This is a genomic window from Psychromonas sp. KJ10-5 (assembly GCF_055808325.1).
The window spans coordinates 1,646,463-1,671,395 of record NZ_CM147864.1 but is presented as its reverse complement, the minus strand read 5'-3'; the positions used below and the strand labels follow the sequence as shown (position 1 = coordinate 1,671,395).

Genomic DNA, 24,933 nt, shown 5'->3' with positions numbered 1-24,933 from the left:
GACCTTGTTACTAATTTCTCAGTATTAATTCGGGACGACCCGACCTGTAAAAGGTCACTATTATGTTTACTAAAGTATTAATTGCCAATCGTGGTGCTATCGCTTGCCGTATTATTAGAACACTCACTGCCATGGGGATCGAAAGTGTATCTATCTATAGTCAAGCAGATGCTGATAGCCTTCATGTTTCACAAGCTGACCATGCATTCTCCTTAGGGGAAGGCAATGCTAAGCAAACCTATCTTGATATGGATAAAGTGATCAACATTGCTAAACAATGTGGTGCACAGGCTATTCATCCTGGGTATGGTTTTTTAAGTGAAAATGTAGATTTTGTTGCTGCCTGTGAAGCCAATGGACTGGTGTTTTTAGGACCAACTGCTGAACAGATGTTGCAGTTTGGTCTAAAGCACCGAGCCCGTGAATTAGCAGAACAAGCAAACGTTCCATTATTGCCAGGTAGTGATTTATTAAACAGCGTAGAAGAAGCATTGCAACGTGCTGATGTAATTGGTTACCCAGTGATGTTAAAAAGTACTGCTGGTGGTGGCGGTATTGGCATGCAACGCTGCAATAGTGCTGAAGAGCTAAGCCAAGCTTACGACTCAGTTAAAAGGTTAAGTGAAAATAACTTCAGCAATAGTGCGTTGTTTTTAGAAAAGTTTATTGTGCAAGCACGTCATATTGAAGTGCAAATTTTTGGTGATGGTAAAGGCGGCGCAATCGCACTAGGTGAGCGTGATTGTTCGGCACAACGTCGTAACCAAAAGGTGATTGAAGAAAGCCCTGCACCGAATTTAAGTGAACAGCTGCGTAGCGAACTCCATCAAACAGCGACACGTCTAGCAGCGATGGTGAACTATCGTAGTGCAGGTACTGTAGAGTTTGTATTTGACCAGCAAGCACAGCAATTTTACTTCTTAGAAGTAAACACTCGTTTACAAGTAGAGCACGGTGTCACGGAAATGGTGTACGGTGTTGACTTAGTGAATTGGATGGTTAGCTTAGCGGCTAATACCTTACCTCCAGTGGCAGAGTTGGGCAGTAACTTAGCTGTTAATGGTCATGCAATTCAAGTACGTCTTTATGCAGAAGATGCGAATAAAGATTTCCAACCAAGTGCCGGTTTAATCAGCCATGTAAAATGGGCTACAGAAGTTGAACAAGGGCAGTTACGTATTGATCATTGGCTAGAAAGTGGGGTAGAAGTATCACCATTCTTTGACCCTATGCTAGCTAAAGTGATTTGTCATAGTGAAAACCGCTCTCTTGCATTAAATGGTTTGAAACAAGCATTATCCGACAGCCAAGTGTACGGTATTGAAAGTAACAAAGACTATTTATTGCAGCTATTAAATAACGATATTGTTGAAGCGGGCGAGTTATTAACACAAACCTTAAATCAGTTTACCTACTTACCTTGCTCTATTGATGTTTTAGCTGGAGGCACGCAAACCACTATTCAAGATTATCCCGGACGTAAAGGCTATTGGGATGTCGGGGTACCGCCATCAGGCCCAATGGATAGCATGAGTTTTTGCTTAGGTAATACTTTATTAGGAAACGAAAAAAGTGATGCAGGATTAGAGATTACCGTCAGTGGTCCTACATTAAAGTTTAATAGTGCGACGCGATTTATTCTGACAGGGGCAACTATTCAAGCTGAGTTGGACCAAGAGAGCATCAAAGTTGGTAAAATCATTACAGTACAAGCCGGTCAAACGCTGACTTTAGGTAATATTCAAGGTGCTGGTGCTCGAAGTTATTTAGCTGTGCAAGGTGGTATTCAATGCCCTGATTATTTAGGTAGTAAATCGACCTTTACCTTGGGGCAATTTGGCGGTCATGCAGGGCGAGCTATCCGAACTGGCGACGTATTACATATTGAAGATTTAGCTCAAACTGCACCTGTGGAAAATAACCTAACTGCTCAATTACCTGAAATCAGCGATGACTGGACTATTCGTGTTATTTACGGTCCTCATGGCGCGCCTGACTTTTTCCAGCCAGAAGATATCGACGCATTTTTTAATGCTACATGGAAAGTGCATTTTAACTCAAGCCGTACAGGTGTCCGTTTAATGGGACCAAAACCAAAATGGGCTCGTAATGATGGTGGGGAAGCTGGGTTACACCCATCGAATATCCACGATAACGCTTATGCAGTTGGTACCATAGACTTTACTGGTGATATGCCGGTGATTTTAGGACCAGATGGCCCAAGCTTAGGTGGGTTTGTTTGCCCGGTCACCATCATTAAAGCAGATTTATGGAAAGTTGGTCAGCTGAAAGCTGGTGCAACCATTCGCTTCCAAGCCGTCTCTATCGAAGATGCACAACAGTTTGAACTAGCACAATTAGCGGCAATCGAACAAGGGCAATATCTAGCACAAAAATTACCAAGTGTTTTACCAGAAAGTGCGATTATTAAACAACTTGATAAAACGGCATTAAATGAACAAGTGGTATTTCGTGCCAGTGGTGAAGACTACCTATTAGTGGAATATGGGCAACAGGTATTAGATGTTGCATTACGTTTCCGCGTGCATGCATTAATGTTGAAATTACAAAGTCTGAAACTACAAGGCATGCAAGAGTTAACACCGGGTATCCGATCGCTGCAAATTCATTACGATAATTTACAATTACCACTTAAACAGTTACTCGACATCGTTGTAGATGCTGAACAGAGCTTAGGTGATGATAGTCAACTTTCAGTGCCATCACGAATCGTTAATATCCCACTTTCTTGGGATGATTATGCGACACGTTTAGCGATTAAAAAATACGATGAATTAGTGCGCAAAGATGCACCTTGGTGCCCTGATAATATCGAGTTTATTCGTCGTATTAATGGCCTTGAGTCCGTTGAACAAGTGAAAGAAATTGTATTCAATGCCAGTTATCTTGTGATGGGGTTAGGAGATGTCTATTTAGGCGCTCCGGTAGCAACTCCCTTAGACCCTCGTCATCGTTTAGTGACTACAAAATACAACCCAGCAAGAACTTGGACGCCAGAAAATGCCGTGGGTATCGGTGGTGCTTACTTATGTGTTTATGGTATGGAAGGCCCTGGTGGTTATCAGTTTGTGGGACGCACATTACAAATGTGGAATCGTTACCGCCAAACAGAAGAGTTCAAAAAACCGTGGCTGTTACGCTTTTTTGACCAGATCCGTTTTTACCCTGTGAGTAGTGAAGAATTAACGCAAATCCGTAAAGATTTCCCACGCGGTGATTACCCCTTAAAAATCCAAGAGACCACCTTTAGCCTTGCTGAATACCAAGCACAATTAAGTGCAGATCAAGAATCGATTGTGACCTTCAAAGAAAAGCAACAACAAGCTTTTGAAGCGGAACGTCAACGTTGGCAGGAGACCGGACAAGCTAATTTCGTGGCAAAAGAGATGACACAAATCGAAACCGATATTGCCACATTAACCGAGCAGCAACGTGGAGTAGACAGCCATGTAGCTGGCAATATCTGGCAAGTTTTAGTAAAACCTGGTGAAACAGTCAAAGCAGGACAAACCCTGTTAATTTTAGAAGCAATGAAAATGGAGATAGAAGTGGTTGCGCCTGCCGATGGTAAGGTCATGAATATTGTACAAAAAGAGGGTGCACAAGTACATGCAGGGCAACGCTTAATGATTTTGGAGAAACTATAATGGACAAGTTAATGCTACAACAAAATATGAATATAGACCTGTTAAAAGCGGCTTACCGTAGTGGTGAGTTAAACGTTAAAACATTCTTAAAAGAAAAGTTAGTACAGGCAAAAAACGATACCAGTAATGTTTGGATCAGCACCATTTCTGAAGAACAACTTGATCAGATGTTAACGGTACTTGAGTCTAAATCTATCGATGAGTTGCCATTATATGGAGTGCCATTTGCAGCTAAAGATAATATCGATTTTGCTATGTTACCCACTACCGCTGCTTGTGAAGCCTATTCATTTCAACCTACTGAGTCATCAAGTGTTGTAAAACTATTGATTGAAGCGGGAGCTATCCCACTAGGTAAAACTAACCTTGATCAGTTTGCAACGGGTTTAGTGGGTGTGCGCAGTCCTTGGGGAGCAGTGAATAATAGCTTTGATCCTGACTATGTTTCTGGAGGCTCAAGCTCTGGTAGTGCAGTTGCCGTTGCAACTGGGCAGGTTAGCTTTTCTTTAGGCACTGATACAGCGGGCTCCGGTCGTGTACCAGCCGCATTAAATAACATTGTGGGTATGAAGGCAACTAAGGGATTAATTAGTTGTACTGGTGTGGTGCCAGCCTGTAAAAGCTTAGATTGTGTGACTATTTTTGCTAACAGTACCAGTGAAGTGAATCTGGTGTTAGATATAGCATCAGAGTTAGATGCTGATGATTGTTATTCACGTGATAATTTACTAACCAACAGTGCAGAGCATTATGATACAAATAGAACACTGACTGGTTTAAAAGTTGGAATACCTGAAGCATCACAGTTGAATTTTTTTGGTGACTATGGTGCTCAAATGTTATTTGAAACCAGTGTTGAGCGTTTAAAAGAGGCTGGTGCAGAGATTATTATTATCAATTTCCAACCATTTTTAGATGCGGCGAGATTACTCTATGAAGGACCTTGGGTGGCTGAACGTTATGCTGCGATTGAAGCGTTTTTTAAAGCGGATCCAACACAGTGTTTACCAGTGATACAAACTATCGTGGGCGGTGCAACGGCACATTCAGCAGTAGATACTTTTAAAGCAATGTATCGTTTACAAGCATTTAAAGTACAGTGTGACGCTATTTTATCGGAATTAGATTGTGTATTAACCCCTACGGCAGGCACTGCTTACCGCATAAAAGAGGTTGAAGCAGACCCAATTCAACTTAATTCAAATCTAGGTTATTACACCAACTTTATGAACCTGTTAGACTATGCCGCAATTGCGTTACCTGCTGGGTTATTGTCTTCAGGTTTACCATTTGGTATTACGCTGTTTGGCCCTGCTTTTAGTGACCGCTTGTTATTAAGTGTCGGTGCTCAATGGCAAAAAACAACCAATTTCACTTTAGGTGCGACAGCACATAAACTCAGTGATGTTGAGCAAACATTAAGCTCAGAAGCAAAAGAAGGACAGGTTGATATAGCGGTATGTGGTGCACACCTCACTGGTTTTCCACTCAACCATCAATTGACTGAGCGTGGGGCGTATCTAGTAAAAAGCACTAAGACATCGGCTGATTATCGTTTTTATGCGTTAGCGGGTGGTCCTCCATTTCGTCCTGGTTTAATTAGAGTAGCAGAGCAAGGTGCAGCCATTGACGTTGAAGTATGGCGTTTACCAGAAAATACTGTGGGTAGTTTTTTAACAGGCATCCCTCAACCACTAGGACTAGGTAAAATTCAACTCGCCGATGGAAGCTGGGTAACTAGTTTTATCTGTGAAGGTTATGCTATTGAATCAGCAAAAGATATTACAGAGTTTGGTGGTTGGGAAGGGTATATGGAAGTAAAGTAAAATATTAGTACTGCTATTATAATCACAAAAATTAACGATAGAGTTATAAGCATGCTTATTATTTTTAATTAATTCACTTTAATTTGACTGTTGGTGGTAATATCTCATTAACCTAATAAATTTAGGCTATGGAGTTTATTATATATATGGAAGTTAAAATGAAAAAAGTAATATTTGTTGTATTTATAACATTTAGTTTTATAGGTGGAGTTCTGGCTCACTCTGGCGGCACTGATTCAGCTGGATGTCATAGAAATAGTAAAACAGGTAATTACCATTGCCATTAGATTGATAATAAATATGAGATGAAGGTAGTTAATTTATAAAGCTATTTTCATCTCATTTACTATTTATATAAATAGCAACTCCCCACTCTTAAACCTGTTTAAACTTATTAGTATAAACTTATCCTCCAATATACCCAGTCAGTAAGATCTAAAAATAAGTTAATGATAATTATTATCAAAAATATCTTGCAAAAGCTGCCGCTCTAAATTAAATTGTTATGTTATAACATATTAAATTAATTAGAGGCTTTTTATGAAAGAGAATATTCACCCTAAATACCAAAAAGTGGCTTTTCACGACACATCTGTTGATAAGTACTTTATCGTCGGTTCCACTCTACAACCTAGTAAAACCGTCGAGATAGATGGACAGACGTACCCTTATTACGCGATTGAGGTGTCAAGCGAATCTCATCCTTATTACACTGGTAAACAGACTGTTGTTGCACAGGACGGTCGCGTTGCTAAGTTTAATAATCGCTTTGGTAAATTAAAGTCTTAGGGGGCAAGATGAAAGTATTGAGTTCATTAAAAAGTGCTAAAACACGCCACCCTGACTGTCAGATTGTGAGAAGGAAGGGGAAATCTTACGTTATTTGCAAAACTAACCCGCGCTTTAAAGCAAGACAGGGCTAGTGTATAAAATCACGAAATCGATGCATTATAGTGCATCGATTTTAATGATTAGGTTCTTTTAGCCAATGCATTAAAACATCCGCTGCCTAATAAAAACAGTAAACTCACCGTAATCACTCCAGGCCATTGATATAACGCAAAGGCTTTTAATCCAACCACTGAACCTATCGCGCCACCTAGGTAATAACCAAGCATATAGATACCGTTGATACGACTTTGTGCATTCGGGTCGATACTAAATACTCGTACTTGGTTTGCTACTTGTGCACTAAAAATACCGAAATCAATTAAGATGATACCGACAATTAAGGCGATAAGATTACCCTCGAATAAACCTGTAATAACAAAGCCCAATGCAATCAAGACTAAAGCAACCATTACTACATTGTTAGAGCCAAGTTTACTGACCCATCTGCCGGCTAATTTAGCACCAATGACACCGGCCAAGGCTATGACACCAAATAATCCTGCTTGTTGGGCATTATAGTTAAAAGGGGCATCGCTGACATGGATAGCTAAAGTAGCCCACAGCACATTAAAAGAGGCGAACCAACAGGCACCTGAAAAAGTGTATTTTTGTAATGACTTATGTTTAATAAATAAGCTTAAAGTACTCTTAATTAATGCCCAATAACCTAGATTACTGTGTGGTTTATTGAGTGGTAAAAAGCTAAATAATAGCAGCCCAAACACAGCAGATAGTCCAGCCGACATAATAAATACAGCACGCCAGCCAAATTGTTCACCAACAAAACCACTTAAGGTTCTTGATAATAAAATACCTAATGTTAATCCCACCATTAAAGTACTTAAAGTTGCGCCTTTGTTTTCTGGCGAGACCATGGAGGCGGCAAAGGGAATTAGTTGTTGTGTAATATTAGCGCTTACCCCAATTAAAAATACAGCAATTAATAATAGTATGAGATTAGGGGAAAATACCGCGAGTAAAGAGGAAGCAACCAGTAGACTAGATAAGCAAGCGATTAAACGACGTCTTGCTATGGCATCGCCTAATGGTGAAATAAACAATAATGCAAAAGCGTAACCGAATTGAGTTAACGCTGGAATGCTACCTAATTGACCACTAGTAAGTTCAAACTCTTGTGCAATTAAAGGCAAAATTGGCTGGTTATAATAAAGATTCGCCGCTGTGGCAGCAATCGCAGTGGTCATTAATAATAAAATAAAGCGACTTAAAGATGGGCTAGTGGTGTTTGTTGGCATTTTCGACTCTCAGACTATGAACATAGGAGAAGCATAAAAGAACATTGGTTATAGCAAAAATGTTATTATTTTATTGAATCTATACAATAATGGTATTGGTGGAGTTGTTTAAATAAGGATCCTCACGATGGATATTAAATCCTTAAAAAGTTTTGTTGTGGTGGCTAAGCATAAAAGTTTTTCTGAAGCTGCACGCGAGTTAAATACAGTCCAACCAGCGATAAGTCGCCAGATAGCGGCTTTAGAAGATGAGTTAAGCGTCAATTTATTTAAACGAACTTCCAGAGAGGTAAATATTACCGAAGTAGGAAAACAGTTATTAGTAGATGCAACTGCTATTTTAGCGATGACAGAGCAAGCTAAATCACAGGTGAAACGTGCTAATAATGGACAAATTGGGACGCTGCATATTGCTCACCTTAGCTCTGCCTGTTTCACCTTTATGGCGAAATTGGTACGCCGTTATAAACAGCAATACCCAGCAGTAAATGTAGTTTTATTGGAGATGACTGCAACGGAGCAAATTGATGCGTTGCAAACAGGACGAATAGACATTGCTTTTTCACGTCCTTTACCAAGTGGGATTGCACAAGACTTTGTTACTCACTCTATTTACGTTGATAAATTAGTCGTGATAGTCAATCAGGATCATCCTCTGTCGAACCAGAAAAATATTGCTTTAGCTGAATTAAAAAACGAATCTTTTATTATTTTTAATCGTGATGAAGCTCTTGGTTTATTTGACGAAACCATTATGCAATGCAAGCAAGCCGGGTTTTCTCCTAGTATTGTGAGTCAACCACGCCATATGCAAACCTTAGTGACAGAAGTAGCGGCAGGGTTAGGGGTAGCCATTGCCCCGTTTTGCGTACGTAAATTATATAGTGATGCTTGCCATTTTATTCCCTTGATAAAAGTGCAAACGGCCATTCCTTTACAATTACAATATAGGCGTAATGAGGAGAGCGCAATCATTGATGCGTTCACTGATATCGTGTTGGATTGTAAAGAAGATATTCAAAAGAGTATGGAAACTTAAACAAGATTACCGTTAGTAAAGGTGAGATCTAAATCTTATGCTAAGAAACTAGAGCGATTGGTTGGTGCTACGAATGTTATTTGTTGATGAACAACACAGTCATGCTTCTTCAGAGTGTGGAAGAAGCATATATTATCAGCCTTCTATCCAAACAATATGGATCGTTTCTCTTCTGGATAGCATGGTTACATGTTGTTCTAAAATACGTTGAACTGTGGTTAATTTAGCCAATGAATCAGCGCTACAAATAACAGCTAATTCATTACTTTCTGTTAAGTTAGTTAGTTCACAGTTGCCCATTGCAAAGTTAACTTTACCTGTTTGCTCATTCCATTCTGCTGGCACTTTTCTTGAAAAGTGTCGACATAGGGTTTGCAAGTAACGAGCGGCATGCTCTGATTTTATTAATGTTTTACTATAATGCATTGTTCGGCTTCCAGTATAAAAAAGAGAGCCGTTAGGCCCTCAACATGGGTAATAAAAAATAAATTAGAATTGATAAGCGGCTGATAGTTTAAAGTTACGGCCTGGTTCATAATCATCTAATGTGTAACCACGAGCTGATCCAGTTCTGGATGCATGAGAGGTGTATAATTCATCTGTTACGTTATCAATGCCAAAGGTTAATTGTAGTCCTTCGATACTTGATGGCGTCCATTGTGCGTATAGATCATGTGTGTTGTAAGCTTCTTTAACCGCGCTATCATCTTCAACATTATCTTCTTCTAATACAAAGTTTGATGTCCAGCCTACTAATAAATTGATCGATGATAGTTCGTAATCTAATGATAATGAGATACTATCGCCGATATCCATACTACGACCATTGGCATCAAGAAGTGGGCCACCTGTCGTTGTGTTGTCTGAATCTGAACGTGAGTAAGATAACTTGGTAAAGAAAGCGTCGTACCCATAACTGGTACTTAACTCAAAGCCTTTTATTTGCGCATCTCCAATATTTTCGATTAAGTACGAGCCATCATCTTGATAGGTTTCTGTAATGTAATCATCAATATTAGTCTGAAAGACAGTGGCGCTAGCGCTGACTGAGTGCTCACCAAAGAATTCTGAGTAACGTATTCCCACTTCACTGTTTAAACCTGTTTCTGCTTTTATATCATCATCCAAATAGGCAACGTCTTGATACTGTATAAAGGTTTCAAGTAATTCTGGGCCTTTAAACAGACTTCGAGCACTGGCAAATAAACTGACAGACTCTGTTACATCCCAATCAATGCCTAAAGCCCAAGTAATATCATCAAATGTTTTATCGCTGGTTTCGGCATCACGACGGAAATTATCGTAACGGAGACCGGCTGTCACAGAGAAGTTATCGGTAAAGTAGAAGCGGTCTTCAATGAAAATGGCGCTAGAGATAGCATTTTCATCCATATAGTCGGTATCACCATAAGTGCTACTACTGTTTTGGTGCACAAAATCGACACCATAATTGAGTTGGTTATCAAAACTGCCTACCACTAGGTTAGATTCAAATAGAGTATTTATCCCTATATTTTGGTTTTTAGCGGTATTAACTGAAACACGGTTAGTTGGCCATACTCCTTCCATTACTGTTTCGTCACGTGTAATTTCAGTGGTACTGATGTAAACATTTGCTTTACCGGTGTGTTTTTGACCTTTTAATTGATAGGAAGCGGTAATTGTGTCACGGTCATAATCGGTAGGGATCAATAAGTCACCACTTAACCCTAAGTTCGCATCACCAGACATATCTGGACGGGGATTGTAGTCGCCACTATCTCGATACATGTCATAGCTCAATTCAAAACGATGCTGAGCAGAAGGTTCATAACCCACTTTAAATAAGATATTAGATACTTTACCTGCTGAACCGTAGGTTTCAGTGCCATCACCATCTTCAAAATTATTGCGGTCGACTATATTACCGTAAATCATTGCGTCAACTTTATCGCTTAACATACCGTATACCGTTAAAGAACCTTGTTGGTTATCATTGCTTGCGTAACCACCATAAACCCGAGCACCAACTTGCTCTCCATTACGTAATAGATCTTTACCGTCTTTAGTTTCAAAAAGCACTGTGCCACCTAAACCTGATTGAGTAACAGAGTTATTACCTACCTCAATATCAACAGATTTAAGAATATCGGGATTTAATGTTAGGTTACCAATATGATGAAACATATTCGCATGTTGAGATGCACCATCCAAACGAATATCTAAGTCACTTTCCCCTAAACTACGTACGTTGATACGCTGTGTTAACGAATGCGTTCCACCTACATCTACCCCTGGAATATCACGAAGAAGATCTGACATATGATCCGCTTGCTTTAATGAAATATCTTGGTCACCTAAGTTTTCTGAATTACTTGATACGCTGGTTCCCCATACCACTATCTGATCCATTGTTTGTGTATCTTCTGCAATAACTTGTGTACTTAAACCAAGTAATACTGCTACACAAACCTTATTTTTTACCGCTTTGAATTCCATTTACTTCCCTTAAATTATTAATTAGTAATGATAGTTATTCGCGTTTATAATAGGGGAGTTGATGGAGGCAGAACAGCTTAATCAATTATGCAAAATAACCATTATGTTATGAGGAAAGCGCACATGGAAGAGGCTAATAAATATACCCTTAAAGGGTGTGGGACACGTTGTCTCGAACAGCAGGATCACCAAACTGTTATCTCTGAACACTACTCTCGTCATATTTCATCTTCACAAAAAGCACCGCCTTTAGCATTGTCGGAAGGCCAACTTATCTCTTATCATGTTAATAATGGTTTTACTTTACAGGGAGGAAAAACACACGAACTGATCGATTTTGAAGTGTTGTCTACTGTACAAAAATCGTTAGTAATTGTTGTTTTATTAGAAGGTAAGTTGGAGTTTGGTTATGACTCACTTAATTTTGAGTTAGATGCAGATACAAGTTGTAATGCAGTGTTAGTTAACCTCAGCAAACCAGCTAGTTTCCATCGTCAATTATATGCAGATAATCATGTTACTAAACTCAATATTAGTTTACCGATTGAGTGGGTAGAAAGCAGGTGCGATCGAGAAGAATCTTTTTATGCCTTTTTAACACAACACTTAGCTTATTTTAAATTGCGGTTGAATGATCAGGTCTTGTCTTTGAGTAAAGATCTGATTCGCTTAAGTTCTCCAACGAATTTTATGCAGAGAATGCAAGTTGAAAGTTTAACCTTAACCCTGTTTATGACTATTTTTGAACAGCTAAAAAACATCAATATCCAAAATACAATTCAAGCAGATTCCAATCTATCAAGTATCGACAACCATTTTGACCAACGGTTAGATGCCCTAATGGTCTATATTGAGTCACATATCAACGATTCAATTTCAATACAAACCTTGTCTGAAGTATCTGCCATGAGTGCTTCTAGCTTGCAAAGGAAATTTAAAGCCACGTTAGGCTGCAGCGTTAATAGTTATATTCGTCGTCGACGTTTGGAAATAGCGAAACAGCAGTTAGGAAGAGGTGCTGTTTCAATTACCGAAGTTGCTTATAACGCAGGCTATCGCCACCCTTCAAACTTTACTAATGCGTTTAAAAAGCAGTTCGGTTATTCACCAACAGAATCAGTAAAAAATAGTTAGGTATTAATAATAAACACAGACATTTTGGTTGTCTAAGGTCACAACTTTAAAAGGAGTGTCGTAAATACTTTCTAATACCGGCGCTCGAATCACTTCTTGCACACTACCGGCAATGGCAACTTCACCATTTTTCATGGCGATGATGTTATCGGAATAACAGGAAGCAAAGTTAATATCGTGGATAACAATCACCACGGCTTTATTCATATCATGTGCTAGGCGACGAATGTTTTTCATGATCTGTAGGGAGTGTTTGATATCTAAATTATTCAAAGGTTCATCGAGTAAAACGTAATCTGTATCCTGCGCCATTACCATTGCAATAAATGCTAATTGTTTTTGTCCACCACTCAGGTTATCAAGGTACTTATCTTGAATCACTTGTAAGTCTAAATATTCAATTGCATGTTGTATTACCTGTCGGTCGGTGTCTGTTAACTTACCCTGTGAATGTGGAAAGCGTCCAAATGAAATGAACTCTTTAACGGTAAAGCGCATGTTTAAGTTATTAGTCTGTTTTAACACTGCCAGTCTTTTCGCTAGGGTTTTAGTCGCCCATTTTTCTAACTCAGTTCCATCTACATAAACACTGCCTGAATCTTTATCAAGTAAGCGACTCATGATAGATAATAAAGTGCTTTTTCCCGCACCATTAGGCCCAATAATGGAGGTGACTTTGCCTTTTTCAAAGGCGACATTGATATTGCTGGCAACCAGTTTACCGGCATATTGTTTGTTAATATTTTCTACTTTTATCATGTGCCTACTTACCTATTACTATGTTTAGACAATTTGGTTTTTGAGTAACATTCTTAAGAAATAAAGCCCGCCAATAAAGTTAATAACCACACTTAAAGTCGTTTGTAATGCAAAGACATGTTCAACAATGACTTGACCACTGAGTAAAGCTAACATGGAGATTAAGCTACAGCCTATAAAGAGCGTTTTATGTTGGTAGGTCGTGAACCATTCTCGAGTCAAATTAGTGACTAAAAGTCCTAAAAATAAAACAGGGCCGACTAATGCTGTCGACACCGCAATTAATAAAGCACTGAGTAATAAAGCACGTTTGGTGACTATTGGTACATCTACACCTAAGCTGGTGGCATTATCATTTTCTAGCCATAACACATCGAGCACATTAGCATGTTTAAATAGCGCTATTGCCGCTAACAGAATAATTGGGATACAAAGGTAAACTAATTGCTTCGATACCGTGCCAAAGCTAGCAAACATATTAGCTTGTACAACGGCATACTCATTAGGGTCTAACATCATCACTAACATATTAGCGATATTAAAAAGTAGCTGGCTGAGTACAACCCCAACCAACAGCAGTACGATAATATTGCGCCTTCCAGAACCAAAATAAAAGTGGAAGAGTAGGGTAGAGAAGCTCACCATAATAAAGGCTGAAATAGAAAAGTTGATATAAGGATTGAGTGCAACCACACTTAAACTACCAGTGATAAAAACAATGCTGACCTGTATTAATAAATATAAGGCATCAAATCCCATGATACTCGGAGTTAAAATCCGATTATGGGTTATGGTTTGAAATGTAAAAGAAGATAAAGCAATGGCAATACTCGCTAAGATCATCGCGAGTATTTTAGGAGTTCGTTTAGACAAAAAATATTGATAATTATCAGCTGTTAGGCCATGACCCAGCAAGAACACTGCAAAACTAACGATTAAAATGATGAGCAAGCATATTTTGGATTTATCTGTCATTAGCTTCTCTCTTTAACAGTAAAACAATAAAGACTAAACCGCCAATAATACTGATAAACATGGACACAGGTAATTCGTAAGGGAAAATAATAATTCGGCTGATTAAATCACAAACCAGTACCACACATGCCCCTAATAAAGCAGTATTGGGTAAATTTTTCTTTAAATTATCACCTTGATAATAAGCAACAATATTAGGCACGATTAAACCTAGGAAAGGCAACTCGCCGACAATCATCACTACAGTGGCGGCCATCATAGAGACTAAAATGACGCCGATCGTGACTATTTGTCCGTACTTTAAACCTAGATTGGTGGCGAAGCTTTTGCCAATGCCTACAGCAGAAATTTGGTTGGCATATAAATAGGTGATAATAGCGCAGGGAATGGCGATATAAAGTAACTCGAAGTCACCTTGTAAAATATTAGAAAAGTTGGCCAAGCTCCAGTTTGACAAATTTTGTAAGGCATCAAACTTATAAGCAATAAAGGTAACCAATGACTGAATAATATTACCGAATATTATTCCAATTAAAGGCACAAAAATGGCATTTTTAAACTGAATTGATTGTATTAACTTAACAAAGACCAAGGTACCAATAATAGCGGTTAAGAAAATTAGCCATAATGCATCGCCATTGCCAAATAGTAACAGGCTTAACATATAGCCTAACATTGCACATTCAATCGTGCCTGAAGTAGAAGGGGCTGCAAACTTATTTTGACTGATTTGTTGCATGACTAAGCCCGCAATACTTAGCCCTGCACCTGCCAATAAAATAGCTAATAATCGAGGAAGTCTACTAGTAATAAGCAGATCCCAGGCATCTGAATCTAGTTCAATTAAAGAGATAACAGACAGCTGGCTCACACCGACAAAAAGTGAACCTAAACTTAATAAGCACAGAGAAAAGAATAACCACTTCACAGTTTTGTTCCGATAATAAAATGCCCATCAATGAGACGGGCAAGGAGAATAGAATTAGTGAGAAATATCTTTAATCATTTGTTGAGTCGCGGTTACTCCACCTACGGTTAAGTACCATGCGTTTATATCTAAAAATATCATGCGTTTATTTTGGTAAGCTGGAGTTGCCTTGATTAAATCGTTTTCAAATTGTTCACGTGTTTCACTTTTACCTTTATTTACTAATTTATCTCTATCAAGTACAAACAAGTTAGTCGGTTGTGCATCACGAATGAACTCATAAGAAACTAAGTCACCATGGCGGCTATTCTTAATATTTTTGACTGTTTCTTGGTAGCCAAAGTCTTTGTAAATAGCTGAAAAGCGTGATTTCGCCCCAAAGGCTGAAATATTACCTCCAGAGCTCATGATAGTTAAGGCATCCACTCTATGTTGCTCATTATGTGATTTAATAGCGCTAATTTGCGTACTAAGTTGTGTAATGGTTTTTTCTACTGCTGGTGATATAGCAAAGAGTTTACCAATGTTTCTCCATTGAGTTTGTGTACTTTCCCAGTAGGTTTGTTTTTCATCTAAAGCATAAAGTAGTGTTGGTGCGATCTCAGATAACTCTTTGTAAGATTGTGCACTGCGTGGTCCAACGATAATTAAATCTGGCTTTAAATTATAAATAGCTTCGAAATCCGGTTCAAATAATGAGCCTGAAGACGCTACATTATCTTTATCATACTGCGCTAGATAAGGTGGAAATGCTGTTCCTTTGGTCACTGCAATAGGGTGGATACCAAAATAGTCTAGGGTATCTAAAGGTCCTACACCGATTACCACCACACGCTCAGGTATATGATCTATCGTTGTTATGCCTAAATTATGTTTAACCGAGACAGTTTCTGCGGTCGTACTTAGGCTAGTTACACATAAAAGTAGTAATAATGTTTTTTTAATATTCATGACACCTTCAGACTTTGATAGTAATGATAATAGTTATTATTAGTATAATTTTTTTTAGAGCCTAGGTGCAAGAAAAGTTGTTGTTATATTTTCATTATTAATTTAATTATGTTTTTGTGGTCGATTGAAATTACTTAACTAGTTATAGAGGTGAGTAATAATTGAATCTTAGGTCTTTACTATTGTTTACAGGAACCGAGTGCGACCCTTACTGGATATTATTTTTCTTTAAAGTCCCAAAAGGTTTTGGCTTACGAAGTCAAAATTGTTGAAAGGGGTGGTCTATAGACCCATTATTTATAGAGAGTCGTGTTTGATGAGCTACTAAGCTGTTGTATATATTAAGCTTAAGACTGAAAATAACATTAAGTTATGGGGACTTTAGATAAAGGAAGTAATAAATAAGAAGTGGTTGCGAGAGCAGGATTTGAACCTACTGCTTTCGCTATTATTTACTGAGAGTTGAGCCCGACGAGCTACCAAGTTACTTTGAATTAGTTTCTAATATACATTAGCTCTAATTAATTAGATTGCTTTTGAAAGTTTTAATAAAGGGTTTATATAGTTTGGAGTTGAGTTGATTTTTGATAATAGAGAGTTTAAAAGGTATTAAATAAGAAGTGGTTGTCAGAGCAGGATTTGAACCTACGGCCTTCGCCATTGTTTACTGAGAGCTGAGCCCGACGAGCTACTAAGCTGCTGCATTTCTCAATTAAATATTTAAAATGAAAATATTATAGCTTTAGATCGATTATTTAATAAGTAAGTAATGAGTTTTAGGGGTATTTTCATAAGAAGTGGTTGCGAGAGCAGGATTTGAACCTACGGCCTTCGCCATTGTTTACTGAGAGTTGAGCCCGACGAGCTACTAAGCTGCTGCATTTCTCAATTAAATATTTAAAATGAAAATATTATAGCTTTAGATGGATTATTTAATAAGTAAGTAATGAGTTTTAGGGGTATTTTCATAAGAAGTGGTTGCGAGAGCAGGATTTGAACCTACGGCCTTCGTCATTGTTTACTGAGAGTTGAGCCCGACGAGCTACCAAGTTACTTTGAATTAGTTTCTAATATACATTAGCTCTAATTAATTAATTAAATTGCTTTTAAAAGTTTTAATAAAGGGTTTATATAGTTTGGAGTTGAGTTGATTTTTGATACTAGGGAGTTTAAAAGGTGTAAAATAAGAAGTGGTTGCGAGAGCAGGATTTGAACCTACGGCCTTCGCCATTGTTTACTTAGGGTTGAGTCTGACGAGCTACTAAGCTGCTGCATTTCTCAATTAAATATTTAAAATGAAAATATTATAGCTTTAGATGGATTATTTAATAAGTAAGTAATGAGTTTTAGGGGTATTTTCATAAGAAGTGGTTGCGAGAGCAGGATTTGAACCTACGACCTTCGGGTTATGAGCCCGACGAGCTACCAAGCTGCTCCATCTCGCGTCCGATATTTTAAATATTTTAACTTAAGCTTCTTAAAAAGAAGTGGTTGCGAGAGCAGGATTTGAACCTACGACCTTCGGGTTATGAGCCCGACGAGCTACCAAGCTGCTCCATCTCGCGTCCGATACTTTAAATATTCACTTAAACTTCTTAAAAAGAAGTGGTTGCGAGAGCAGGATTTGAACCTACGACCTTCGGGTTATGAGCCCGACGAGCTACCAAGCTGCTCCATCTCGCGTCCGATACTTTAAATATTTTACTTAAACTTCTTAAAAAGAAGTTGGTTGCGAGAGCAGGATTTGAACCTACGACCTTCGGGTTATGAGCCCGACGAGCTACCAAGCTGCTCCATCTCGCGTCCGTTTAAGTGCGGCGAATGATATAGAGATCACATTATAATGCAAGTGTTATTTAGAGAAAATAAGCAAATCAAGTGCCAGTTGCTTAAAGAATGGACTAATTGTTGTTTTTTAAACATATTAGGTGCTTATTTGAACTGTTAATATCAAAGTTAGGATAATCTGGTTATTTTCTATTTAGCTAAATGAAGTGATGTAATAGCAAGTCTGAAACGCCATTTGTTTTATAGTGCTGATAGCTTGTTCGGTAAATGCACGATCTATTTTATGCACTGTATAGTTATTAACCTTCAAAGTATTGCCATCACACTATCATGTTAAGTACAGCACTTTTATGGCGTTATAGCGTATTATAGTAATACATATAACAGTTGTTAATTGATAGTAGACCATTTGATTACCAGCGTATTTCACTTATTTTATTTATGTAGAGGTCAATATGGACAGCAATGGTTCTAAACCTGGCGATTCAGTTCTTCGTGATTTAACCGGATTTATGCCAAAGGCATTTGTTATTATTATTGTCGTAGCTTATATGTCAATTCTAACCATTCCGCCCGTTGTGCAATCATTAGGCTTGCCGGCTTTACCCGTGGTTTTGGGTATCATGTGTATTCAATATGCATTGCTATTTTATGTCGGTAAAATTCATGGTGATGGCATTTTAAAAACCATGAGAAATAATGGTTTTATTGGTTGGTTAATGTGGTTAGCGCTGGTTTGTATGTTAATGCTACCTATTATCCACTTATTAACGCTTGTTGGCGTTATTCAAACGGGCCTTTAAATTAGTTGTTTTATAAAAATTTGAGAAGGTAACATGATAAATTTATTTGTTACCTTGTTCCTTTTCGAGTAATCTCCTGCCCTTATTTAACAAGCACTGCATTAATTCATCTCATTATTAAGTCTACTCATCTCATTTTATCGTTTAAAACTACGTAGAATTACGACTTGATCGTTTCTTTGTTGAATTTCGTATCAAAATAAATGTACAAAATTGGAAACTTACATTATGAAAAAATTGCTAGTTATTACTTTAATGGCTTTGTTGTTTATTTCAGCTTGTTCTGAGAATACTTCGCCAGCAGACAAACTAATGTCTAACCCTAAAGAAGTGAAAATCACCTCTTTAGAAGACCTCGATGCGGTGTTTACGGAGCTTCATTACACTCAAGAAGATTGGGATAAAGGTGATAAAGAAGTACCAAGGCTAACTTTTGAGAAAGTGAATCCTAAATGGCAAGAAATATCAGAAAATATGCCAGTCGAAAATAAGAAAACCATTTTTTTACGTTTGATGCTGCCATTAGTGCTTGTTTCTAATGAGCGTATTCTACAAGAGCGTGAAATTGTTAAGTCTGCAAAATTAACTTCTAAAGAGCTTATCGCAATAGGTGTGAAATATAAGGTAGTAGATAAAGGTGCTGACAGCTTAACTAAGCAGCAGCAACAGGATCTGCTAACGCGCGTTAATACAATTCCTCCATCATTAGCGCTAGCACAAGCAGCAGAAGAGAGTGCTTGGGGGACTTCGCGCTTTGCACATGAAGGTAATGCTTTCTTCGGGCAGTGGGATTTTAGCGGTAACGGCATAAAACCAAAGCAACAACGTACTGAGTTAGGTAACTATGGAATTAAACGTTTTGATAGCCCGTTAGCTTCAGTGGAAGGGTACATGTTAAATATTAACTCTACCTCTGCTTACCAATCATTGCGTGATTTAAGAGCGAAAGAAGTGGCTGCAGGTAAAACATACTCAGGCACTTTATTGGCTGGCACGCTTATTAAATATTCTGAGCGCGGACAAGCTTATATTGATGGGTTACGTCATTTAATTAGTTATAACAAACTTGGATTAACTGATGATACTTATTTATCGAATAATAAATTAGTGCATTTGGTGTATTAATTCACACCAGTTAGTCATTTTACTAAGGTTAACAATACGATTTAACGAGATAGGCTTGGGGGAAGTGATGTTAAAACCCCAACTTAACTCAATTTTTTTGACAATTATTATCACTAGCGTTTGCATCTGATCACGGTTTTCAGCGGCATCTACATGAAGAAGAGTAATTTCAACTAAGCTTACTCGCTGAATTAGTTAGTTATTTCAAGTTTACGAGCAAGGAAGAGATTATGAGCAGAAGGGCAAACTGCAATAAAATTTTTAAACAAACCATACTAATGGGGTTTTTAACAGCTACTACACTACAAGTTAACGCGGCTGGTTTTCAATTAAATGCACAATCAGCAACTGGGCTGGGACGTGCTTTTGCTGGTGATGCAGTTATTGCAGATAACGCCTCTGTAATGGCTAGGAATGCCGCGGCTATGGCTTTATTTGAAAAAAAATCACTATCATTGGGGCTTATAATATTAGAAACAGATATCAGTGTGGAAGATGGAACGTATTCGAGTAATGTTACAGGATATAGTGGAAGTTCTAACTACGACGATGCTGGTGGATTATCCGTTATCCCTAATATCCACGCTATATTTCCTTTGAATGAAAAAGTTACCGTGGGTGTTAATTTATACACAAATTTTGGAACTAGAACTGACTTTGATGATTCGTTTACAGGTGGCGAATATGGTGGTTATACCGATGTTGAAAGCCTTAATTTAGGCTTTGCTATTTCATACCGCCTTGACAACCAATGGAGTATTGGTGGCGGGCTAGACGTTATTTACGGAATAGGTAAATTAGAAAGAGATGTATACTTCTATTCGCCTGTCGATGGGTCTGTGTTAGGAACAACTGAAGCCCTAGATGCAGATGTGAATGGCTTTGGCTTAGGGTTTAATGTTGGTGTTGTGTATGAGCTGAATGAGAATAACCGTTTTGGTTTATCTTATCGCTATAGCCCTGATTTAAAAGTAAAAGGTGAAGTGAGCTTTGATGGTTCAACTACTGATGGCGATACATTAACCTTAGGATTGCCTGATATGGCAGAGTTTTCAGGTTACCACCGCATTAAAGATACACAATATGCCGTGCATTACAGTGTGCAATGGATAGGCTGGTCTTCATTCGACACTTTAGAGTCAGATACTTACGGTACAATTAGTAATTACCAATGGAAAGATGCGATGCACTTTGCAATTGGTGGTACGTACTACTTAAACGAAACGTGGACATTACGCACTGGCTATTTATATGACCAAAGTGCTCAGGATGAGGTGACCTCTATTTCAGTGCCGGATTCAGATAGGCAATGGTTTTCTGCTGGAGTGACTTACCACTTTTCAAAGAATGCTAATGTAGATCTTGGCGGGACTTATTTATTAGGCCAAACCGTTGAAGTAAATGAAGAAACTACTGGTGTATCTTCAATCACAGGAACAACCCAAGCTAATGCAATCCTTGTTGCACTTCAATACAGCCACCAATTTTAATTTTTAATGATTGAATTAAAAAGCGCTGAGTGAAACGAAATAACCTTTGGTTTCACTCAGCGCTTTGTTGTTTTTAATATTTATTTCACTTAGCTTTTATTTGCCTGTTGCGCTCTTTCCGCACGTAGTTTACGCATCTCTTTCGGGTCAGCAATCAATGGTCGGTATATTTCTATGCGATCACCTTGCTTAACCGTGCTTTCTAATTTGTCTGGCTTGCTAAAAATACCAACAGTAGCTTCACTGGGAATGATTTCAGGAAAGTGTTTAACAATACCTGATAGCTTTATGGCATGTTCAATGGTTGTGCCAGTAGGCACTTTTAACGAGAGTAATACTTGCTTATGTGGCAAACCATAAACTACTTCTATGTCGATTAATTCATTCATTAATTCAATACCTTAACTTAATATCTTAACATTAACGATTGCCGTAAACCGTTTTTGCTCTATTTGAAAACGACTTTACCATTGACCCGATTAGTTCATGGAAAATACGGCCAAAGGCCAGCTCTACAATAGAGCTACTGAATTCAAATTGTAGATCTAAACTGACTTTACAAGCTTGATCATCTAATGCTGTAAAGGTCCAACCGCCCGTTAAATGTTTAAAAGGGCCTTCCACTAAATTCATACTGATTGATTTAGCTGGGATTAATGTGTTTTCTGTAATGAATGTTTGACCAATACCTGCTTTAGAAACTTTAATTGATGCTTTCATGGTATCCGCTTCATCGACTAATATTTCCGTCGCGCTGCAACCAGGCAAAAACTCAGGATAAGCATTCACATCGTTTACTAATTGATACATTTCTTGTGCGCTATACATCAACAATGCGCTTCGTGATACTTCAGCCATGTTTCACCCCATTTAAAAAATAGCATATTACACGATGCATTCGTCGAACTGAAAAAAAACCGATAAAATTAGCGAATAAAATAAGAAAAATGCTTGCGAATGAGTGACTTTTCGACAAATCAAATAGCCATTTAAAAAAACAAACTTTATAATGGAGTCTATGGCTAAAAAAAATTCAAAATCAAAAAACAACGATAATACGATTGCACGCAATAAACGTGCTTCTCATGAGTATCACTTAGAGGAACGTTTTGAAGCGGGACTTGAGTTACAAGGTTGGGAAGTTAAAACGTTACGTGCAGGTAAAGCAAATATTGCAGATAGCTACATTTTCTTAAAAAATGGAGAAGCTTGGTTACTTAATGCAACATTTCCACCATTGATTGCAGCATCATCTCATGTTGTTTGTGATCCTTTACGTTACCGCAAACTGCTACTTAAGCGTCGAGAGCTTGATAACTTGGTTGGTAAAGTAGAGCGTCAAGGTTATTCAATTATCCCTGTATCGCTATACTGGAAAAAAGCCTGGGTTAAAATCTCCTTTGCTTTAGCAAAAGGTAAACAGGATCATGATAAGCGTAATGACGTTAAAGATCGTGAGTGGAAAGTACAAAAAGAGCGCATGATGAAGCATGACGCTCGATAAATGAGCAACTGGCACGTTATTTGTTAGATAATACTATCTTGATGCAAATAGCTTTGTTAGACTCAACATGTTGGTAATTTATTACTAACCATCTGGGGATGATTTAGGACTCGACGAGATTCATGAAACCCAAGGTGCATGCCGAGGTGACGGCTGGCCTCGTAAAAAGCCGTCAAAGTTATAGTTGCAAACGACGATAACTACGCTCTAGCAGCTTAGGCTAGCTAGCCTTCCACCCACGTTTCTCCTATGGGCAGGGATTCGGAAGGTCATTTACATTTGGATAGCGAGGGAACCTTGTTCGAGGGTGAACCGCGAAATAGTATCGAACTCGCTCTTTGCAATCCTGTCTGTCGGAGTGTCGAGAGTTAATCTAAAGATAGACTAAGCATGTAGTACCGAGGACGTAGGCTTTTCGGACGGGGGTTCGACTCCCCCCATCTCCACCACCTACTGAAAAAGGCTGATTTCTTAACGGATTTCAGCCTTTTTTGTATCTGTAAGTTTTTTTAACATGTTAATTACTAGTTTCCTGGTTGTTATTTGACTAAGAGTACAAAGGTTTAGACAGAGAGTGTGGCCTTTTATCATAGACTGGGACGTCATTAAGTGAGGAGAGCAAACTCTTATTTACCTTGATTCGCGTTCTATTGTATTGATAACTAATCGAGAGAATGAGCTTATTTCAGTAAAACTTATTTAGGTTGATGGTAATACTGCCAAAGAAATAATGAACCGAAACTTCGCCAACCTTGCCAATGTTCAACCATTTGTCGTGCTTGTTTAGGGGTTGGTTTCTCTGGTAAGCCTTTTAGTTTTGCTAACCCCAATAATATCCCTAGATCATCAGCAGGAAAAATATCTTGTCTGTTTAAAGAAAATATCAAATAGATTTCTGCACTCCAGCGCCCAAAACCTTTTAGTTGCATGATCTCGATAATTGCATCTTGATCGCTCAAATCACTCAATGATTCTATATCTAAGCTGTTTGTGATGATGGCATTGGCTAAACGCTTTACATATTCTACTTTGCGCCAAGACAGGCCTACATCCCTTAGCGCTTGATCTTCTATTTCAATTAATCTCGTTGGGGTCACTGAGCCCATTAAATTGATCAGTCGTTGCATAATAATTGCAGCTACTTTAGTTGATAATTGTTGTCCTACTATGGTGGATAGAAAGGTTTCAAACCCTGCTGGTCTTGACCTATGTGAGGGCGGACCTAGCTCTTTGAAAGCTGCTGCGATGTCTTCATCCAATAGGCTGAGTGCTTGCATGCCGCGTGCAATGGTTTGTTCATCCATAATTAATCTCACCGATAACTTAGGCAATATAATATTGATTGAGTCATTGATTTAAGCTGTTAAAGGGCTACCTATTTTAATATATGTAATGATATTCATGCAATGAGTATTAGGTATGTGTGATTGATAAAAGCATAGCAAACAGGTATCTTGTGCGACTATTAATAGCCCCGCATAGACGACAGTAAAAAGATATTTATGAACGATTTTTATTATGATCCACCGACAGAGCCTTGGTTAGATACGATTTATAAAGATAAAGATATGATTGTGTTTAACAAACCAGCGGGTATTTTATCTGTGCCTGGCCGTGATATTGAACGCCACGACAGTATGTATAGCCGTTTGTTAGAAAAACACCCTAATAGCCATACGGTACATAGGTTAGATCTTGCCACTTCAGGTGTCATTATTTTTGCATTAAGAAAAGATGCAGAGCGTGCGTTAAAAATACAATTTCAAGAGCGAGAAACTAAGAAGATTTACTATGCAAGGGTGTTAGGCCATATTAAAGATAAACAGGGATGTATTGATATTTCTCTTGGCAAAGACATTGATAACCCACCGCGCCATCGAGTAGACGATAAAGCAGGAAAGCAATGTAAAACTTTTTATGAGGTGGTTAGTTACGGGGAACAAAGTACTTTGGTTAAACTGATGCCCGTGACTGGGCGTACACATCAACTACGTCTCCACATGATGGCAATAGGCCACCCTATTTTAGGTGATGACTTTTATGCAGACCCTATTGCATTAAATTTATCACCACGTTTGCTGTTACATGCAAGTGAGATAACTATTCAACATCCTTACAGTAAAAAAATGGTTAACTTTAGTACGGAAGTGCCTTTTACTGAGCCTGTTAATGGTCAGTAAAGTTATCTCAGGTTTGGATGAGCAAAGGGGACCCGTTACTACTTTTGTGGGGAGCACAATAAACTGGTTAGTGCTTCATTAAATCGTTTTAATTAAACAAATAACTTTATTATTCAGCGTTTAACTTAAGTGGACATG

22 protein-coding genes, 4 tRNA genes and 1 other RNA gene are annotated in these 24,933 nt (G+C 38.3%); 13 read left to right on the top strand and 14 right to left on the bottom strand.

Annotated features, from left to right (window positions below; genetic code table 11):
* Positions 1-62 precede the first annotated feature (62 nt).
* The 5 genes from uca (at position 63) to ykgO (ending at position 6,417) form a co-directional block, all read left to right on the top strand.
* Complete coding sequence (uca, locus tag AC0L3W_RS07445) at positions 63-3,668, top strand: urea carboxylase (protein ID WP_409439269.1); 3,606 nt, start codon at positions 63-65, stop codon at positions 3,666-3,668.
* Positions 3,668-5,494, top strand: a complete 1,827-nt coding sequence (atzF, locus tag AC0L3W_RS07440; RefSeq protein WP_409439270.1) for an allophanate hydrolase — start codon at positions 3,668-3,670, stop codon at positions 5,492-5,494. Before uca ends, atzF begins: the two co-directional genes overlap by 1 nt.
* A 128-nt stretch (positions 5,495-5,622) precedes the next feature.
* The gene (locus AC0L3W_RS07435; protein ID WP_473574888.1) at positions 5,623-5,781 is read left to right on the top strand and encodes a YHYH domain-containing protein; all 159 of its coding nucleotides are present in this window, start codon (positions 5,623-5,625) and stop codon (positions 5,779-5,781) included.
* Between the two features lie 253 nt (positions 5,782-6,034).
* Positions 6,035-6,283, top strand: coding sequence for a type B 50S ribosomal protein L31 (locus AC0L3W_RS07430; protein ID WP_409439271.1), 249 nt, complete (start codon positions 6,035-6,037; stop codon positions 6,281-6,283).
* A gap of 8 nt (positions 6,284-6,291) precedes the next feature.
* The gene (ykgO, locus tag AC0L3W_RS07425; protein WP_113819944.1) at positions 6,292-6,417 is read left to right on the top strand and encodes a type B 50S ribosomal protein L36; all 126 of its coding nucleotides are present in this window, start codon (positions 6,292-6,294) and stop codon (positions 6,415-6,417) included.
* Positions 6,418-6,465: 48 nt separating this feature from the next.
* On the opposite strand, the gene AC0L3W_RS07420 is transcribed toward ykgO, so the two are convergent.
* Entirely contained in the window at positions 6,466-7,641 is a 1,176-nt protein-coding gene (locus AC0L3W_RS07420; RefSeq protein ID WP_409439272.1) for an MFS transporter, read from the bottom strand.
* Between the two features lie 127 nt (positions 7,642-7,768).
* On the opposite strand from AC0L3W_RS07420, the gene AC0L3W_RS07415 reads away from it, so the two are divergent.
* A complete protein-coding gene (locus AC0L3W_RS07415) occupies positions 7,769-8,680 on the top strand; it encodes a LysR family transcriptional regulator (protein ID WP_409439273.1) in 912 nt (303 codons plus the stop codon).
* Positions 8,681-8,815: 135 nt separating this feature from the next.
* Here AC0L3W_RS07415 and AC0L3W_RS07410 read toward each other — a convergent pair whose 3' ends face one another.
* The gene (locus AC0L3W_RS07410) at positions 8,816-9,106 is read right to left on the bottom strand and encodes a DUF2218 domain-containing protein (protein ID WP_409439274.1); all 291 of its coding nucleotides are present in this window, start codon (positions 9,104-9,106) and stop codon (positions 8,816-8,818) included.
* A 63-nt stretch (positions 9,107-9,169) separates the two neighbouring features.
* Positions 9,170-11,158, bottom strand: a complete 1,989-nt coding sequence (locus AC0L3W_RS07405; protein ID WP_409439275.1) for a TonB-dependent siderophore receptor — start codon at positions 11,156-11,158, stop codon at positions 9,170-9,172.
* Positions 11,159-11,281: 123 nt separating this feature from the next.
* On the opposite strand from AC0L3W_RS07405, the gene AC0L3W_RS07400 reads away from it, so the two are divergent.
* The gene (locus tag AC0L3W_RS07400) at positions 11,282-12,292 is read left to right on the top strand and encodes an AraC family transcriptional regulator (RefSeq protein ID WP_409439276.1); all 1,011 of its coding nucleotides are present in this window, start codon (positions 11,282-11,284) and stop codon (positions 12,290-12,292) included.
* 3 nt (positions 12,293-12,295) lie between these two features.
* Here AC0L3W_RS07400 and AC0L3W_RS07395 read toward each other — a convergent pair whose 3' ends face one another.
* The 8 genes from AC0L3W_RS07395 to AC0L3W_RS07360 all read right to left on the bottom strand — a co-directional run bounded on the left by AC0L3W_RS07395 (position 12,296) and on the right by AC0L3W_RS07360 (position 17,708).
* Positions 12,296-13,051, bottom strand: coding sequence for an iron ABC transporter ATP-binding protein (locus AC0L3W_RS07395; RefSeq protein ID WP_409439277.1), 756 nt, complete (start codon positions 13,049-13,051; stop codon positions 12,296-12,298).
* Between the two features lie 24 nt (positions 13,052-13,075).
* Positions 13,076-14,026 carry an iron chelate uptake ABC transporter family permease subunit gene (locus AC0L3W_RS07390; RefSeq protein ID WP_409439278.1) on the bottom strand — a complete coding sequence of 317 codons (951 nt, stop codon included), beginning with the start codon at positions 14,024-14,026 and terminating at the stop codon, positions 13,076-13,078.
* A complete protein-coding gene (locus AC0L3W_RS07385) occupies positions 14,016-14,954 on the bottom strand; it encodes an ABC transporter permease (protein ID WP_409439279.1) in 939 nt (312 codons plus the stop codon). The genes AC0L3W_RS07390 and AC0L3W_RS07385 overlap by 11 nt, the downstream gene beginning before the upstream one ends.
* A 54-nt stretch (positions 14,955-15,008) precedes the next feature.
* Positions 15,009-15,905 carry a siderophore ABC transporter substrate-binding protein gene (locus AC0L3W_RS07380; protein WP_409439280.1) on the bottom strand — a complete coding sequence of 299 codons (897 nt, stop codon included), beginning with the start codon at positions 15,903-15,905 and terminating at the stop codon, positions 15,009-15,011.
* Between the two features lie 1,368 nt (positions 15,906-17,273).
* A tRNA-Met gene (locus AC0L3W_RS07375) sits at positions 17,274-17,350 on the bottom strand.
* Between the two features lie 43 nt (positions 17,351-17,393).
* A tRNA-Met gene (locus AC0L3W_RS07370) sits at positions 17,394-17,470 on the bottom strand.
* Positions 17,471-17,511: 41 nt separating this feature from the next.
* Positions 17,512-17,588, bottom strand: a tRNA-Met gene (locus AC0L3W_RS07365).
* Positions 17,589-17,631: 43 nt separating this feature from the next.
* Positions 17,632-17,708: transfer RNA gene (locus tag AC0L3W_RS07360), tRNA-Met, on the bottom strand.
* 440 nt (positions 17,709-18,148) lie between these two features.
* Here AC0L3W_RS07360 and AC0L3W_RS07355 point away from each other — a divergent pair.
* From AC0L3W_RS07355 to AC0L3W_RS07345, 3 genes are all read left to right on the top strand, one after another.
* Positions 18,149-18,496 (top strand): hypothetical protein, encoded by a 348-nt coding sequence (locus tag AC0L3W_RS07355; RefSeq protein WP_290037530.1) that lies wholly within the window; start codon positions 18,149-18,151, stop codon positions 18,494-18,496.
* 228 nt (positions 18,497-18,724) lie between these two features.
* On the top strand, positions 18,725-19,621 hold the full coding sequence (locus AC0L3W_RS07350; RefSeq protein WP_409439281.1) for a glucosaminidase domain-containing protein: 897 nt from the start codon (positions 18,725-18,727) through the stop codon (positions 19,619-19,621).
* 230 nt (positions 19,622-19,851) lie between these two features.
* The gene (locus AC0L3W_RS07345) at positions 19,852-21,111 is read left to right on the top strand and encodes an outer membrane protein transport protein (protein WP_409439282.1); all 1,260 of its coding nucleotides are present in this window, start codon (positions 19,852-19,854) and stop codon (positions 21,109-21,111) included.
* Positions 21,112-21,200: 89 nt separating this feature from the next.
* Here AC0L3W_RS07345 and AC0L3W_RS07340 read toward each other — a convergent pair whose 3' ends face one another.
* Positions 21,201-21,500: an RnfH family protein gene (locus AC0L3W_RS07340; protein WP_290037534.1), complete on the bottom strand. Its 300-nt coding sequence runs from the start codon at positions 21,498-21,500 to the stop codon at positions 21,201-21,203.
* A gap of 31 nt (positions 21,501-21,531) precedes the next feature.
* Positions 21,532-21,969 (bottom strand): type II toxin-antitoxin system RatA family toxin, encoded by a 438-nt coding sequence (locus tag AC0L3W_RS07335; RefSeq protein ID WP_290037536.1) that lies wholly within the window; start codon positions 21,967-21,969, stop codon positions 21,532-21,534.
* A gap of 160 nt (positions 21,970-22,129) precedes the next feature.
* Between AC0L3W_RS07335 and smpB the strand changes: the two genes are divergently transcribed.
* Together smpB and ssrA are read left to right on the top strand one after the other, a co-directional pair.
* Positions 22,130-22,615, top strand: coding sequence for an SsrA-binding protein SmpB (smpB, locus tag AC0L3W_RS07330; protein ID WP_290037537.1), 486 nt, complete (start codon positions 22,130-22,132; stop codon positions 22,613-22,615).
* 94 nt (positions 22,616-22,709) lie between these two features.
* Positions 22,710-23,064: a transfer-messenger RNA gene (ssrA, locus tag AC0L3W_RS07325) on the top strand.
* 246 nt (positions 23,065-23,310) lie between these two features.
* Here ssrA and AC0L3W_RS07320 read toward each other — a convergent pair.
* Complete coding sequence (locus AC0L3W_RS07320; RefSeq protein WP_409439283.1) at positions 23,311-23,919, bottom strand: DNA-3-methyladenine glycosylase family protein; 609 nt, start codon at positions 23,917-23,919, stop codon at positions 23,311-23,313.
* Between the two features lie 198 nt (positions 23,920-24,117).
* On the opposite strand from AC0L3W_RS07320, the gene AC0L3W_RS07315 reads away from it, so the two are divergent.
* Positions 24,118-24,795, top strand: a complete 678-nt coding sequence (locus AC0L3W_RS07315; RefSeq protein ID WP_409439284.1) for a pseudouridine synthase — start codon at positions 24,118-24,120, stop codon at positions 24,793-24,795.
* Positions 24,796-24,933 lie beyond the last annotated feature (138 nt).